We start from the raw sequence: 13,923 nt of genomic DNA, 5'->3' as shown, positions 1-13,923 counted from the left end.
AGGTGCAGCATGATCTAGGTAGCGGCCATCACGCACCACATGGCGGAAATGGCCGCCGGGTGCCGGCCCCCAAAAGGAAACGACACATGGCTTCGAAAACGGCGTACAGCGGTTTGCAAATCGGACTGCACTGGGCAACCGCCCTGCTGATTGCGGCGAATTATCTGATCTCTGACGGCATGGGGGAGGCGCTGGACGCCCACTTGGCCGGGGACCCCGTCATCGGCCTGACCCCGGTCTGGCATGTCTGGGCCGGTTCGCTGCTGCTGGCTTTGGTGATCCTGCGCCTGGCTGTTCGGGTCGTGACCGGCGCGCCCCAGGCTGCGGGTCAAAAGACACTGGCCGAGCGCGCGGCGGATGTGGGGCACTGGGTGCTGTACGGCCTGATGCTGGCGGCCCCGACCCTTGGGGCGCTGACGTGGTTTGGCAAGATGGACAGCTTGGGCGATGTGCACGTGCTGGTGATGAATGCGCTGATGCTGGTCATTCTGGGCCATGCCGCGATGGCGATCTTCCACCACTATGTCCTGAAGGATGGCCTGCTCAGCAAGATGGCCCCGCTGCGGTGACGTGTGGCGCCCAAGGCCGCCCCGCGTTGCGGTGGCGGCCTGTTCATGGGCGAAGGTCAGTGTCCACCGGCGAGCCAGCGTTCCGCGTCCAAAGCGGCCATGCAGCCCATGCCGGCGCTGGTGACGGCCTGACGATAGACATGGTCGGTCAGATCGCCCGCTGCAAAGACGCCCGGGATCGCGGTGCGGGTGGTGCCGGGCTCGACCTGAACGTAGCCGCCGTTGTGCAAGGGCAGTTGGTCCTTGACCAGTTCGGACGCCGGAGCATGGCCGATGGCCACGAAGAAGCCGTGGCAGGGGATGTCGGTTTCCACGCCGGTCACCAGATTGCGGGTGCGGACGGCGGTGACAGAGGCGGGGGCGTCGGTGCCCAGAACCTCGGTCACTTCGGAATTCCAGACCATCTGGATCTTGGGGTGCTTGAACAGGCGGTCTTGCATGATCTTTTCGGCCCGCAAGCTGTCACGGCGGTGGATCAGGGTGACCTTGGTGGCGAAGTTGGTCAGGAACAGGGCCTCTTCGACCGCCGTATTCCCGCCGCCGATCACCACCACCTCTTTGCCGCGATAGAAGAAGCCGTCACAGGTGGCGCAGGCCGAGACGCCAAAGCCCTTGAACTTCTGCTCGGACGGCAGGCCAAGCCATTTGGCCTGCGCGCCGGTGGCGAGGATCACGGCGTCGGCGGTGTAGGTCACACCACTGTCGGACTGTGCGGTGAAGGGACGGTTTTGCAGATCGAGGCGGGTGATGTAGTCCGAGATGACCTCGGCCCCCATGGCCTTGGCGTGCTCTTCCATCCGGACCATCAGGTCGGGGCCTTGGACGTGGGTGTCACCGGGCCAATTCTCGACTTCCGTGGTGATGGTCAGCTGGCCGCCGGGGGTCAGGCCCTGCACAAGGATCGGGTTCAGCATGGCCCGGGCCGAATAGACCGCCGCCGTATAGCCTGCGGGGCCGGAGCCGATGATCAGAACCTTGGTGTGCCGTGTCTCGCCCATGTCGCCCTCGTCCGGTTGCAGCCTTGCTGATATAGGGAACGGCGGCGGATTGGGAAAGGCCTGCCGTGCTTGCGACTTTTTGTTGCGCAAGGGTGAAATATTATTGCGCAGATGGGGGCGAGGGCGTAAGGAACAGCAAAACAGGAGCCCTGCCATGTCCGTAGCCAAGCTTGACCCGATTGACCGGAAGATTCTGGCCGAGTTGCAGGGTGACGGCCGCATGACCAATGTGGAACTGGCGAGTCGGGTGGGGATTTCGGCGCCGCCCTGTCTGCGCCGGGTGCGCACGCTGGAGGAGGCAGGTTACATCAAGGGCTATCACGCCGACATCGACGCCCGCGAGATGGGCTTCGAGGTGCAGGTGTTTGCCATGGTGCGGCTGAACAGCCAGGCCGAGGCGGATCTGTCGACCTTTGAAGGTCGCTGCCGCGCCTGGCCCCTGGTGCGCGAGTGCCACATGCTGAACGGCGAGATCGACTTCATCCTGAAATGCGTCGCACCGGACCTGTCGACCTTTCAGAACTTTCTGACCGAACAGTTGCTGAAGGCGGACAATGTGGCGAATGTGAAGACCTCGTTGGTGATCCGCTGCGCCAAGGATGCGCCGGGATTGCCCTTCGAGGTGCTGGAAGCACGGCTGGCCAAGAACGCCTGACCCGATTTTTCGTACGAAAAATCGACGGGACGAATTTTCTACGAAAATTCTGGCGCGTTTTTCGCAGAAAAACGGTTGGTTGATTTTTCGCAGAAAAATCGGGGGCTCAAAGGCTGACCCGAACCTCGATCAGGCGGGGACCGTCACAAGGTTGCGAGAGCGCCCAATGCAGCACCTCGGGGTCTTGCGGGACCGAGGTGAAGGGCAGATCGCAGGCCGCGGCGAAGGGCTCCATGTTGAGGGGCGAGGGGTGGCAGCCGATGATTTCGGTATTTGCCCCCCGCATGGCGTCGGCGATTTCGCGGAAGGCGGCGTTGTTCCAGACCAGAAAGGTGATGGGCAGGCGTTCATCGACTGCGGTGCGGAGCTCTCCAGGGGAGAATTGCAGGCCGCCGTCGCCGATCAGGCAAACGACCTTGGTGCCGGGGGCGGCCATGGCGGCGCCGACGGCGGCGCCGGGGCCGAAACCGAGCGCGCCGAAGCCGGTGGCGGCGTTGAACCAGCCGCCGGGGCGATCGTGGTCATAGTACAGGTTGCCGGCGTAGACGGGCTGCGTGCTGTCGCCAACGATGAGGCATTGCGGCAAGGCGGCGCGGATCGTTTCGACCATCTCAAGCTGGGCGGGCATGGTGGCGGAGAGGTCGGCGAGGATGGCGCGGGCCTCGGTCCGGGTTTGGTCGGCGCGGGCTTCCGCGCCGGTCTGATGCTGGCTCAGCAGGGGCAGCAGGGCGGTCAGCGTGGCCCCGGCGTCGCCTTGCAGGGCCAGTGTGGCGGGATGGCGGGCCAGTTGGGCGGCGTCTGTGTCAATGCGGATCATGTTGGCGAGCGAGGGCAGGCCATCGTCGGCATACATGTCATAGTCGGTCTGGCCGATTTCGGTTCCCACCGCCAGCAGGCGATCCGAGGCGGCGATCAGGGCGCGCACCGGGGCAAGGCTGGGCGATGCCGGGACGCAAAGCGGGTGACCATGCAGCATGCCGCGCGCGTTGGTCGTCTCGATCACCGGGGCGTTCAGGTGTTCGGCCAGCGCCTGCAGTGCGGCCTCTTGGCCCCGGGCGCCCCCTCCGGCGAGGATCACGGGGTGTTTGGCGGCATTCAGCAGGGCGGCGGCCTGGGTCAGTGCCTCGGCCGGGGGCAGGGCTTTCGCGGCGGCCGGGGCGGGGTCGGCCAGCGGCGGGCAGGGCAGGGGCATGACGTCGGTCGGCACTTCGATATGGACCGGACCGGGGCGTCCGGTGGTCAAGAGCGCCCAGGCCCAATCCAGGGTCGGGCCGATATCCGCGGGCGACAGGATCTGGCGTGAGGGGCAAAGCGCGCGCACGAGGGCAGACTGGTCGGGCAGTTCGTGCAAGCGGCCCAAGCCTTTGCCAAGCGACTCCCGGCGGTTGACGCCCGAGATGATCAGTACCGGCACCGAATCCTCGCGGCTTTGGCCCATGGCGGTCAAGGCGTTGGTCAGGCCGGGCCCGGTGATGACGAAGGCCACGCCGGGCTGGCCCGACGTGCGGGCGTACCCATCGGCCATGAAGGCGCAGCCCTGTTCGTGGCGCGCGGTGACATGGCGGATGCTGGAGCCCGAGAGGCCGCGGTACAGCTCTACCGTATGGACGCCGGGGATGCCGAAGACGACGCGGACGCCGCGGGCTTCAAGGCCTTCAACAAGACGCTCTCCGACGGTTCTCATGTCAGTTCCCTTTCAACTGGCGCGCGGTAAAGGTGGCGATGCGGCGGCAGGCTTCGACGACTTCCTCATCCGGCCGGGTCAGGCTGAGACGCAGCCAGCCGTTGAGCGAGGGGCCGAAACTTTCGCCCGGCATCACGGCGACCAGTTCTTCCTGCAGCAGTTTGCGGGCGAACTCTTCGCCCGACAGCCCGGTGGCGCGGATGTCGACGACCGAGAACATGCCGGCGCCGGGTTCGTGGACGTGGATCGAGTTCTGGCCCTGCAGCGCCTCTTTGATCAGTTTGGCCCGGCGGGCAAAGCGCTCGGCCATGCCGCGCGCCACGGCCGAGGGGCGCGAGACGGCCAGTGCCGTCATGTCGGCGATGAAGGGCTGGTTGCCGAACAGCATGGTTTCGGACACCGGCAGCAGTCGGGCGGTGAATTCGCCGGGGCCCACGGCCCAGCCAGAGCGGAAGCCGGGGGCGGCGTGGGATTTGGAAATCGACGAGACGGCGATGGTCCGCTCGGCCAGATCGGCCAGATCGAGGGGGGAGGCGAAGTGACCGTCACCGAAGATCAATTCCTCATAGACCTCGTCTGACAGGATCCACAGGTCGTGCTTCTTGGCCAGACGACCCAAGGCAGCCACCTCGTCACGGGTCAGGACGGCCCCGGTCGGGTTGTGCGGCGTGTTGAGGAACAGGATGCGGGAATTCGGGGTAATCCGCGCCGCGACATCGGCGGCCTGCATGCGAAAGCCGTGTTCGGGATGCAGCGGCACCGGAACGGCGGTGGCACCGGGGGCCGCAATCAAGCCTTCATAGGCAGCATAGAGCGGATCGCCGACCAGAACCTCGTCCCCCGGACCGACAAGGCTGGTCAGCACGGCGTAAAGGGCAGTTTGGGTGCCGGGGAAGGCCATGAACTGATTGGGGCCGATCGGGCGTCCGGTGCGCTTGGTGTAGCGCGTCGACAGCGCGGCCAGAAGGCCCGGCTCTCCGCGGCCGTTGGAATAGGCGTAGCGGCCGGCCTCCATCGCCGATTGCGCCTTGGCCAGCAGGTCATGCGGCGGCGGCACGTCCGGTTCACCGATGGTCAGCGACAGGACCTCTTGCCCTGCGGCGGACATCGCCTTGGCCATGGCGTGGATTTCCCATTTGGCTCCGCCCAGATGGGCCAGGCGTTCGGTGATGGCGGCGTATTTCATGGCAGGACGTCCAGATAGGGCTCGGAAGGCGGGGAATCGGCAAGATGAAGATGTGGCGTCAGGTCAATGCCCAGCAAGGAGCCGACCGAGCGGACGCCGATTTCAACCAGTTCACCGCAGGCGAAGGCTTCGGGCAGCACGCAGCCCTCCATCCACAGCCCGTCGATCACGGCGTTGCTGGCGATGGCAAGGCGGCGCAGGGTGACTTCGTCCCAGATGCCGGGCAGCGCGGCAATCAGGGATTGCAACATGTCGCGAAAGCCAAGGTAGGTTTGCGCATGGGTGGCCTTCATCGCCGGATCGCGGTGGATTTCCTGCAGGAAGGTCGCCCAGAGGATCAGCGCCTCGGGGTCGACGACCGGCGGTTTGAGGGCGGCAGCGACAAAGGCGGTCAGGCGGGCAAAGGGGTCACGCGGGGCGGCATTGAGCACGGCGGCGGATTCGTCGGTCATCCGGTCCATCAGATGGCGATAGGCGGCGGCAACCAGCTGGTCCTTGCCTTGGAAGTAATGCCGGATCAGGCCCGCCGTCACCCCGGCCCGTTGGGCTATGGCGCGCACGGTGGCACTTTTCGCACCACCCTCTGCAACCAGGGCCAAGGTGGCATCGACCAGCGCCTGGCGGCGTTTGTCCTCGGCCTCACGCCGATAGGGTTTGCGGTCAAGAGCCATTGCACGGCAGCCTTGTTATTCGACTGCATAATTCCTAGCCTGTTGTGGGCGGCCCCGCAAGCGCTGGCGCGGCCCGGCCTAAGGGTAGACCTCGGCCGGATCGACGCCCCAGATCACGGTCTTCTTGACCCAGCCCTTTTCGCCCTCCACCGAGATGCGGCACCAGTCGGGCAGGCATTGCAACAGTTTGCCGATCACGCCCAGTTCGGACTGATAGACCACTTCGGACGTCGCGTCCGGGTTGGCATAAGCCTGCGCCATGTCTTGCGTGATCAGAACCGACCGGACGCCGGACAGCAGGGTGTAGTGGATCCAGCCGCCCGCGCCGTCGACATCCTCGACCCGGCGCCAGTGTTCGTATTCGGCGGTGATCTTCAAGGGCATGCCCTCGCGGGTGAAGACCCAGTCGATCCGGTGGGTCAGGCCCGGGCCGCGACGGGCGTTGCCCTGCGAGCCCTTCAGCGTGACGAAGCGCGGGATCGGCAGATTGGTGACAGCGCCCTTGCCGGGATCATGCGGCAAGCTGGCATCGCCGGGATTGGCACTGCCGTTCATGCCGGCGTCGGTCGAACCCTCGACCTGCTGTTCCAGCGTGGCGGTGCCGTCCTGCGCTGCCGCGGGCAGTGCCATGGCCAGGGCGCAGGCCAGAAGTCCTGCTGCGAGAATAAATGCCTTCATGTCCGTCCTGCCAGATGCGGCTGCGTCTTGTTGTCCGGTCTGAGGGGAATGGCTTCCATCCGGACTTGTGCCTTGCCGCGCTTGGCGTCAGTTTGCCACCAAAGCCCTGCGATGGGAAGTGAGGGAGATTGTCTTGGGTCAAGGTCGTTCGGGTCAGGGTCGTTTGTCTGTCGTGGTCACCCGGCATCTGCCGCCCGTGGTGGAAACCCGGCTGAAAGAGCTGTTCGATGTGGAGTTGCGCGACCCGGACACCGCGATGAGCCGGGAAGAGCTGGCCGCCGCGATGCAGCGCTGTGATGTGCTGGTGCCGACGATCACCGACCGGATCGACGCCGGGCTGATCGGGCAAGCGGGTACGCGGCTGAAACTGATCGCCAATTACGGCGCGGGTGTCGATCACATCGATGTGGCCACCGCGCGCAGCCGGGGGATTTTGGTGTCGAACACGCCGGGGGTCACCACCGATGACACGGCCGACATGGCTATTGCGCTGATCCTGGCGCTGACGCGGCGGATCCCGGAGGGTCTGGCCGCCATGCATGCCGGCAACTGGCAGGGCTGGTCGCCGATGGCCTTTCTGGGGGGGCGGCTGGCCGGGCGGCGTCTGGGCATTCTGGGCATGGGGCGCATCGGGCAGGCCGTGGCGCGGCGGGCAAGGGCCTTCGGGATGCAGGTGCATTACCACAACCGCCGCCGCCTGCGCCCCGAGGTCGAGCAGGAGCTTGAGGCGACCTGGTGGGAAAGCCTGGATCAGATGGTGGCGCGGATGGATATCCTGTCGATCAACTGCCCGCACACGCCGTCAACCTATCACCTGATGAACGCCCGCCGCCTGAAGCTGATGAAGCCGACGGCGGTGATCGTGAACACCTCACGCGGGGAGGTGATCGACGAAAACGCCCTGACCCGTGGCCTGCGGGCCGGGGAACTGGCCGGGGCGGGTCTGGATGTCTACGAAAACGGTCGGGTCAACCCGCGCCTGCAGGACCTGCCCAACGTGGTGCTGCTGCCGCATATGGGATCCGCCACGATCGAGGGCCGGATCGAGATGGGCGAGAAGGTCATCATCAACATCAAGACCTTCGCCGATGGACACAGGCCACCGGATCAGGTGGTGCCGGGGATGCTGTAAGGTCACGATTTTTCTGCGAAAAATCTGAGTAGAGAATTTTCTGCGAAAATTCTGGAGGTGTTCTTCGCAGAAGAACACCTCGTTGATTTTTCGCAGAAAAATCGTGGCTCAGAACCGGCTGGACAGATAGGGCGTGATGTCCAGTTCAGGCTCTCGCCCTTGCACCAGATCGGTCACGATCCGTGCGGTGATCGGGGCCAGTGTCACGCCGATGTGGCCATGACCGAAGGCGTGAATCACCTCGGCACCGGCTTTGGACGGGCCGAGGACGGGCAGGCTGTCAGGCATCGAAGGGCGAAAGCCCATCCAGGTGGCCGAGGGTTCCGGCAGGTCGGGGAAAATCGCCCGGGCCCCCTCCAGCAGCCGGTCAAGGCGGTGTTGCGAGGGGGGCGCGGTCAGGCCGCCCAGTTCCACCGTGCCCGCAGCGCGCAGACGGCCGGTCATCGGGCACAGATAGAACCCGCGTGAGGTGGGGCAGCAGGGACGGTTCAACAGCGGCGCCGGCATATCCCATTCCAGATGGTAGCCGCGTTCGGTGTCGAGGGGCACGTCATCCCCGGCCATTCGCGCGAAAGGACGGGAATGGGCGCCGGCCGCGATGATGACCTTCTTGGCGTGCAGCCGGAACTCTGGCCCGTCGAGGATCACACCATCGAACTGCCGCGTCAGCGTCTCGACCGGGGCCGTCAACAGGCCGGCGTAGTGCAGGGCCGATTGCGCCAGACGGTGGACCATGGCGCCCGGGTCCGACAGGAAGGATGCCCCCGAGAAGAAAGCCGCCCCCGGCATCTCGGGCAGGTTCGGCTCAAGATGGGCAAGGTCGCGGGTGGAGATCAGGTCAACCTCGACGCCAAGGCTGCGGCGGTGGGCCATGTCGGCTTCGGCGGCATGAAAGGCCTTTTCGGTCTCGTAAAGGTAAAGGCAGCCCTGCGCTTCCAGAAGGTCCAATCCGCCGATCCGTGCGGCAAGATCGTGCCACAGGTCGCGGGCGCCCGACAGCAGGCTGGCGATGGCTTGTGTGTTGCGCGCCGCAGCCCCGGGCAGGGATTGGCGGGCGAAGCGGGTCAGCCATGGCGTCAGTGACAGGAACGCGCCCGGACGGATGGCGAGGGGAGAGTTGCGGTTGAACAACAGCGAGGGCAGGGACTTCAGGACATCGGGCGTGCCGACCGGCAGCACGGCATAGTCGGCAATGGTGCCGGCATTGCCGTAGCTTGCACCCGAACCAGGGGCCTGCGGGTCGACGAGAATGACCTCTAGCCCCTCGGCCACAAGGGATTCGGCGATGGCAAGACCCACCACCCCCGCGCCGATGATGGCGATCTCGCTGGATATATGCTGAACCATTGCGCCTCGATGTTTCGGCTCACCGCAGGGATGCGGTGAGCCGACGAACCTTACATGCAGGCGTCAAACAGCGCACGGGTGTTTTCCAGCGTCATGACCACCGGATTGCCACCACAGGACGGATCCTCCAGCGCGAATTCGGTCAGCATGTCGAGATCCTCGCGCTTGACGCCAAGGGCGGTCAGGTTGGCGGGGATGTTCAGCTTGGCGCGCAGGTCCATGATGGCGGCCTTGAAGCCGTCAAAGCCCTTGAAGCCAAGGTAGGCGGCGGCGGCGTTGATGCGGTCTTCGATGACGGCGCGGTTGAAGTCGAGCACCATGGGCATGACGACCGCATTGGTGGTGCCGTGGTGGGTGCCGTAAACCGCGCCGATCGGGTGGCTGAGGGAGTGGATGGCGCCGAGGCCCTTCTGGAAGGCAGTGGCGCCCATGGCAGCCGCCGACATCATGTGGGCGCGGGCGTCAAGGTCGTTGGGGTTGTCATAGACCTTGGGCAGGTTTTCGAACACCAGCCGCATCCCTTCAAGGGCGATGCCTTGCGACATCGGGTGGTAGAAGGGGCTGGAGTAAGCCTCAAGGCAATGTGCCAGGGCGTCCATGCCGGTGCCTGCCGTGATGAAGCGGGGCATTCCCACGGTCAGGGCCGGGTCACAGATGGTGACGACGGGCATCAGCTTGGGGTGGAAGATGATCTTCTTCTTGTGGGTGACCGAGTTGGTCAGAACGCCCGCGCGACCGACTTCGGACCCGGTGCCAGCGGTGGTCGGCACGGCGACGATGGGGGCGATCTTGGAGGCGTCAGCGCGGGTGTACCAGTCGTCGACGTCTTCAAGGTCCCAGACGCTCAGGTCTTTGCGTTGGTGCGCCATCAGGGCAATCATCTTGCCAAGGTCAAGGCCCGAACCGCCGCCGAAAGCCACCACGCCATCATGCCCGCCGGCCAGATAGACCGCGATGCCATCGGCGAGGTTCTTTTCGTTCGGGTTGGGGTCAACTTCCGAAAACACGGCGCGGCCAAGGCCAGCGGCCTCCAGCACGTCCAGCGCCTGCGCGGTGATCGGCAGGGCGGCGAGGGCCTTGTCCGTCACCAGCAGCGGCTTTTTCAGGCCGGCGGCCTTGGCGTGGTCAGCCAGTTCGGCAATGCGGCCCACGCCGAACTTGATGGCGGTGGGGTAGTTCCAGTTGCGGTTGGGAACGTTATGAGCGGCAGTCATCGGGGTCACACCTTCTTCAGATGGTAGGATTTCGGGCGGGTTACCGAGTGGAACCCAAGGAAAGACAAGGAGTTGCCGCGTCCGGTGTCCTTGCAACCGGTCCAGCACAGGGCCGGGTCAAGGTAATCGGCGCGGTTCATGAAGACGGTGCCGGTCTCGACCTGCGCGCCAAGGCTTGCTGCGGTGTCGTAGTCTTCGGTCCAGATCGAGGCGGTCAGGCCATAGGGGCTGTCGTTCATCAGGCGCAGCGCCTCGGCGTCGTCTTTCACCTTCATGATGCCGACGACCGGGCCGAAAGATTCCTCCATCATCACCCGCATCGAGTGGTTGACGTTCACAAGGATCTGCGGGGCAAGGTAGGCACCGCCGTCATCGGCGGGGAAGTTTTTCGGGTCGATCAGGGCGATGGCGCCTTGGGCAATGGCCTCGGCGGTCTGGTCACGCACGACTTTGGCAAAGCGCTTGTTGGCCATCGGCCCGAGGGTGGAAGAGGCGTCGAAGGGATTGCCGAGTTTCAGGGCGTTGACCCAAGCCACGGATTTTTCAACGAAAGCGTCGTAGAGGGATTCGTGGACATAGATCCGCTCGATCCCGCAGCAGCACTGGCCTGCGTTGAACATCGCGCCGTCCATCAGCGTGTCTACGGCGGCGTCAAGGTTGGCATCGGCGCGGACATAGCCCGGGTCTTTGCCGCCGAGTTCAAGGCCGAGGGGGGTGAAGGTGCCTGCTGCGGCGCGTTCAATGGCCTGGCCACCGCCGACGGAGCCGGTGAAGTTCACGAAGTTGAAGGCGCGGGCAGCGATGAGGTCTTCGGTCGTGGCGTGGTCAAGGACGACGTTCTGGAAGACGTCCGCCGGGATGCCTGCGGCGTGGAAGGCTTCCGCAAGACGTTCGCCCACCAGCATGGTTTGCGAGGCGGCTTTCAGGACGACCGCGTTGCCGGCGATCAGGGCCGGGATCAGGGTGTTGATCGTGGTGAGGTAAGGGTAGTTCCACGGGGCCACGATGAAGACGACGCCAAGCGCCTCACGCGCGAGGTAGCGGCGGAACTTGTCGCTGTCTTCGATGACGGTGGGGCTAAGGGTTTTCTCAGCGATTTCCGCCATGTAGTCGGTGCGGGCGTTGACGCCGCCGAACTCGCCGCCAAAGCGGGTGGGGCGGCCCATTTGCCAGGCGAGCTCCTCGACGATGCGGTCTTTCATGGCGTTGAGGTTGGCGATGCCCTGGCGGACAAGGGCGATCCGCTCGGCCAGGGGGCGGGCGGCCCAAGCGGGTTGGGCGGTTTTCGCGGCAAGGGCTGCGGCCTTGGCGGCCTCGGGTGTCAGGGGCATGCGCTCGGCGTAGACCGAGCCGTCGACGGGGGAGATCAGTTGGATGGGGGTCATCTTGTCACCTATGGGGCCGGGTGCCCGGCCTTGGCCGTTGAGGTAGGGTGGGGTTGAACCCCACCCTACGAAGGGGTTACGAGCGCTCGAAACCGCGCTGAAGTTCGAAGTCGGTCACCACGCGGTCGGTCTCGGCGATTTCCCACTGGCAGGCGTGATGATAGTGGTCGATCACCTCGTCGCCAAAGGCCGCGCGCAGCATGGCGGAGTTGGTCAACAGGGTGGCGGCGTCGCGCAGGTTCTTGGGGATCTCGCGGATGCCCTGCGCCATGTACATGTCGCCGCGCATTTCGGGTTCCAGTTCCATCTTCTTCTCGATCCCGTCCAGACCCGCCGCCAGAAGCGCCGCACAGGCCATATAGGGGTTCACGTCGCTGCCGGGAATGCGGCATTCCACCCGCACGGCCTTGGTATGCTCTCCACACACCCGGAAGCCTGCGGTGCGGTTGTCGGCACTCCAGACCGCTTTGGTGGGGGCGAACATGCCCACGGTGAAGCGCTTGTAGCTGTTGACATAGGGGGCGAGGAAGGCGGTGATGTCGCGGGCATGGGCCAGTTGGCCTGCGATATAATGCTTCATAATCTGAGACATACCGTGCTTGTCGTCATGGTCTTCGAAGCTCGGCTTGCCGTCGAGGCTCCACAGGCTTTGGTGGATATGCGCTGAGGAGCCGGCCTTCTTGTGATCATACTTGGCCATGAAGGTCACGGATTTGCCCTTGGTCCAGGCGATTTCCTTGATGCCGTTCTTGATGATCGTGTGGTTGTCGGCGGTGTCCAGCGCGTCGGAGTATTTGTAGTTCAACTCCTCCTGACCCGCATCGGCCTCGCCCTTGGAATTCTCCACCGGGATGCCCGCGCCATAAAGCCCGTTGCGGACGGCGCGCATCACGTCTTCTTCCTTGGTGGTCTGGAAGATGTGGTAATCCTCGTTATAGGCGGATACCGGGTGCAGCGCCTTCAACCCGCCATCGCGCAGGTTTTCGTACGAGTTTTCAAAGAGATAGAATTCCAGCTCCGAGGCCATCATCGGTTCGAACCCCAGGGCGCGGGCGCGGGCGACCTGCTTTTTCAGGATGGCACGCGGGCTGATGGCGACCTCTTTGTGGGTTTGGTGATCCAGAAGATCGGCCATCACCAGGGCGGTGCCCGGCAGCCAGGGGATCAGGCGCAGGGTGGCCATGTCGGGCTTCATCACATAGTCGCCATACCCGGTCTGCCACGAGGAGCTTTTATAGCCCTGCACCGTGTTCATCTCTTGGTCGACGGTCAGCAGGTAGTCGCAGCAATGGGTTTCCTGCCAGCCGCTTTTCACGAAGAAGGCGGCGTGGAAGCGCTTGCCCATCAGGCGGCCCCACATGTCCACGGCAGCCACCAGAACGGTGTCGATCCGGCCGGCGTCCACGGCCTCTTTCAGTGCGTCAAATGTCAAATTGCCGGGCATATCCGGTCTCCCTTTATGGTGGCGCCCTCATGGGGCAATGCGGTCGGGGTTGGTCCCCGGTTGCTTATCTTGTTGATTCAGCTGGCTTTCGCCTGCCGCTGGATTTCCACCAGACCCATGTTCAGCACCGGTGCCAGCGTTTCGGCCATCGCCTCGCAGGCGGCGTCGGTGGCGATCAGGTCGTTGCGGATTTCCAGCATGGCGTTGGGCAGGCCGTAGGGGGTGGCGTGCAGACGCAGGGTGTGGGTGACGTCATCGGCGGCGGAGTAGGGCTGGTTGACCTCGGCCCGGAGGGTGGTTTGCGACTGGGCGGCGCGGTGGATGGCAAGGGCAAGCGAGGGGTCGGCGTCGTGGATGATGCCGAATTCCACGGCCCGCGGTTTGCCGAAATAGATGGGCGTGAAGGAGTGCATGGTGACGATCACCGGCGCCAGACCAAGGGCGATGCGGCGGGCGATCAGGCTGTGCAGGGCCGTGGCCCAGGGCAGGTAGACGGCCTCGGTCCGGGCCAGGCGCTCGGCCGGGGAGATCGCGGAATTTCCTGGGATATCATGGACTTCTGACCGCGCGGGCATGGCGCCCTTCATGTCAGGCGCGCGGTTGCAATCATAGATCAGACGGCTGACCGGGGCATGAATCAGCACGGCATCCAGACGGCGCATCAGGCCCTGCGCCACCTTCAGGGCACCGGGGTCCCAGGCGATATGGGCGCGGCGCTGATCCGGTGTCAGGCCAAGATCGCCCCACTGGGCCGGGATCGCGTTGGAGGCATGTTCGCAGACAAGGATCAGGCGGCCCTTGGCGAAGGGGTTCTCGATCACCGGCGGGAATTCCGCCTTTGCTGCGCTGTCCTGCATCTGCGAGTCATCCCATTTGCTTGGGTTCACGCTGGCGCTTTGGCGAAAAACTGTCAAGATTGTTTCCTGTCGGGGTTTCCTGTTACGATGTTTTCTGTTTCTG

Annotated in this window: 13 protein-coding genes; 3 read left to right on the top strand and 10 right to left on the bottom strand. The window is 64.8% G+C overall.

Features of this window, described 5'->3' with window-relative positions; translation table 11 throughout:
- The first annotated feature begins 86 nt into the window (after positions 1 to 86).
- Positions 87 to 569: a cytochrome b gene (locus AC1Y2B_RS13735; protein WP_482253669.1), complete on the top strand. Its 483-nt coding sequence runs from the start codon at positions 87 to 89 to the stop codon at positions 567 to 569.
- A 56-nt stretch (positions 570 to 625) separates the two neighbouring features.
- On the opposite strand, the gene trxB is transcribed toward AC1Y2B_RS13735, so the two are convergent.
- Positions 626 to 1,567, bottom strand: coding sequence for a thioredoxin-disulfide reductase (gene trxB / locus AC1Y2B_RS13730; protein ID WP_482253668.1), 942 nt, complete (start codon positions 1,565 to 1,567; stop codon positions 626 to 628).
- A 154-nt stretch (positions 1,568 to 1,721) separates the two neighbouring features.
- Here trxB and AC1Y2B_RS13725 point away from each other — a divergent pair, with 154 nt between their 5' ends.
- On the top strand, positions 1,722 to 2,222 hold the full coding sequence (locus tag AC1Y2B_RS13725; protein ID WP_482253667.1) for an Lrp/AsnC family transcriptional regulator: 501 nt from the start codon (positions 1,722 to 1,724) through the stop codon (positions 2,220 to 2,222).
- 106 nt (positions 2,223 to 2,328) lie between these two features.
- Here AC1Y2B_RS13725 and AC1Y2B_RS13720 read toward each other — a convergent pair whose 3' ends face one another.
- The 4 genes from AC1Y2B_RS13720 to AC1Y2B_RS13705 form a co-directional block, all read right to left on the bottom strand.
- Positions 2,329 to 3,906 (bottom strand): 5-guanidino-2-oxopentanoate decarboxylase, encoded by a 1,578-nt coding sequence (locus tag AC1Y2B_RS13720; protein ID WP_482253666.1) that lies wholly within the window; start codon positions 3,904 to 3,906, stop codon positions 2,329 to 2,331.
- 1 nt (position 3,907) lies between these two features.
- Positions 3,908 to 5,092, bottom strand: coding sequence for a pyridoxal phosphate-dependent aminotransferase (locus AC1Y2B_RS13715; protein WP_482253665.1), 1,185 nt, complete (start codon positions 5,090 to 5,092; stop codon positions 3,908 to 3,910).
- Positions 5,089 to 5,763: a TetR/AcrR family transcriptional regulator gene (locus AC1Y2B_RS13710; RefSeq protein WP_482253664.1), complete on the bottom strand. Its 675-nt coding sequence runs from the start codon at positions 5,761 to 5,763 to the stop codon at positions 5,089 to 5,091. The genes AC1Y2B_RS13715 and AC1Y2B_RS13710 overlap by 4 nt, the downstream gene beginning before the upstream one ends.
- Before the next feature lie 78 nt (positions 5,764 to 5,841).
- Positions 5,842 to 6,441 (bottom strand): SH3 domain-containing protein, encoded by a 600-nt coding sequence (locus tag AC1Y2B_RS13705; RefSeq protein WP_482253663.1) that lies wholly within the window; start codon positions 6,439 to 6,441, stop codon positions 5,842 to 5,844.
- 133 nt (positions 6,442 to 6,574) lie between these two features.
- Between AC1Y2B_RS13705 and AC1Y2B_RS13700 the strand changes: the two genes are divergently transcribed.
- Entirely contained in the window at positions 6,575 to 7,573 is a 999-nt protein-coding gene (locus AC1Y2B_RS13700) for a 2-hydroxyacid dehydrogenase (RefSeq protein ID WP_482253662.1), read from the top strand.
- 108 nt (positions 7,574 to 7,681) lie between these two features.
- Here AC1Y2B_RS13700 and AC1Y2B_RS13695 read toward each other — a convergent pair whose 3' ends face one another.
- The 5 genes from AC1Y2B_RS13695 to AC1Y2B_RS13675 all read right to left on the bottom strand — a co-directional run bounded on the left by AC1Y2B_RS13695 (position 7,682) and on the right by AC1Y2B_RS13675 (position 13,820).
- Positions 7,682 to 8,920, bottom strand: coding sequence for an NAD(P)/FAD-dependent oxidoreductase (locus tag AC1Y2B_RS13695; protein WP_482253661.1), 1,239 nt, complete (start codon positions 8,918 to 8,920; stop codon positions 7,682 to 7,684).
- A gap of 50 nt (positions 8,921 to 8,970) precedes the next feature.
- A complete protein-coding gene (locus AC1Y2B_RS13690) occupies positions 8,971 to 10,134 on the bottom strand; it encodes an iron-containing alcohol dehydrogenase (protein ID WP_482253660.1) in 1,164 nt (387 codons plus the stop codon).
- A gap of 5 nt (positions 10,135 to 10,139) precedes the next feature.
- On the bottom strand, positions 10,140 to 11,519 hold the full coding sequence (locus tag AC1Y2B_RS13685) for an aldehyde dehydrogenase family protein (protein ID WP_482253659.1): 1,380 nt from the start codon (positions 11,517 to 11,519) through the stop codon (positions 10,140 to 10,142).
- Between the two features lie 76 nt (positions 11,520 to 11,595).
- Positions 11,596 to 12,963, bottom strand: coding sequence for a glutamine synthetase family protein (locus AC1Y2B_RS13680; protein ID WP_482253658.1), 1,368 nt, complete (start codon positions 12,961 to 12,963; stop codon positions 11,596 to 11,598).
- A gap of 77 nt (positions 12,964 to 13,040) precedes the next feature.
- Positions 13,041 to 13,820 (bottom strand): N-formylglutamate amidohydrolase, encoded by a 780-nt coding sequence (locus AC1Y2B_RS13675; protein ID WP_482253740.1) that lies wholly within the window; start codon positions 13,818 to 13,820, stop codon positions 13,041 to 13,043.
- Between the last annotated feature and the right edge of the window lie 103 nt (positions 13,821 to 13,923).

The organism is Stagnihabitans sp., from assembly GCF_964946895.1.
This window is presented reverse-complemented; position numbering and strand designations above follow the sequence as displayed.

Excerpts from the sequence above, each read along its gene's own strand:
- AC1Y2B_RS13685 (WP_482253659.1), bottom strand. The coding sequence starts at position 11,519 with ATGACCCCCATCCAACTGATCTCCCCCGTCGACGGCTCGGTCTACGCC.
- AC1Y2B_RS13680 (WP_482253658.1), bottom strand. The coding sequence starts at position 12,963 with ATGCCCGGCAATTTGACATTTGACGCACTGAAAGAGGCCGTGGACGCC.
- AC1Y2B_RS13720 (WP_482253666.1), bottom strand. The coding sequence starts at position 3,906 with ATGAGAACCGTCGGAGAGCGTCTTGTTGAAGGCCTTGAAGCCCGCGGC.
- AC1Y2B_RS13705 (WP_482253663.1), bottom strand. The coding sequence starts at position 6,441 with ATGAAGGCATTTATTCTCGCAGCAGGACTTCTGGCCTGCGCCCTGGCC.
- AC1Y2B_RS13695 (WP_482253661.1), bottom strand. The coding sequence starts at position 8,920 with ATGGTTCAGCATATATCCAGCGAGATCGCCATCATCGGCGCGGGGGTG.
- AC1Y2B_RS13710 (WP_482253664.1), bottom strand. The coding sequence starts at position 5,763 with ATGGCTCTTGACCGCAAACCCTATCGGCGTGAGGCCGAGGACAAACGC.
- AC1Y2B_RS13690 (WP_482253660.1), bottom strand. The coding sequence starts at position 10,134 with ATGACTGCCGCTCATAACGTTCCCAACCGCAACTGGAACTACCCCACC.
- trxB (WP_482253668.1), bottom strand. The coding sequence starts at position 1,567 with ATGGGCGAGACACGGCACACCAAGGTTCTGATCATCGGCTCCGGCCCC.
- AC1Y2B_RS13675 (WP_482253740.1), bottom strand. The coding sequence starts at position 13,820 with ATGCAGGACAGCGCAGCAAAGGCGGAATTCCCGCCGGTGATCGAGAAC.
- AC1Y2B_RS13735 (WP_482253669.1), top strand. The coding sequence starts at position 87 with ATGGCTTCGAAAACGGCGTACAGCGGTTTGCAAATCGGACTGCACTGG.
- AC1Y2B_RS13725 (WP_482253667.1), top strand. The coding sequence starts at position 1,722 with ATGTCCGTAGCCAAGCTTGACCCGATTGACCGGAAGATTCTGGCCGAG.
- AC1Y2B_RS13715 (WP_482253665.1), bottom strand. The coding sequence starts at position 5,092 with ATGAAATACGCCGCCATCACCGAACGCCTGGCCCATCTGGGCGGAGCC.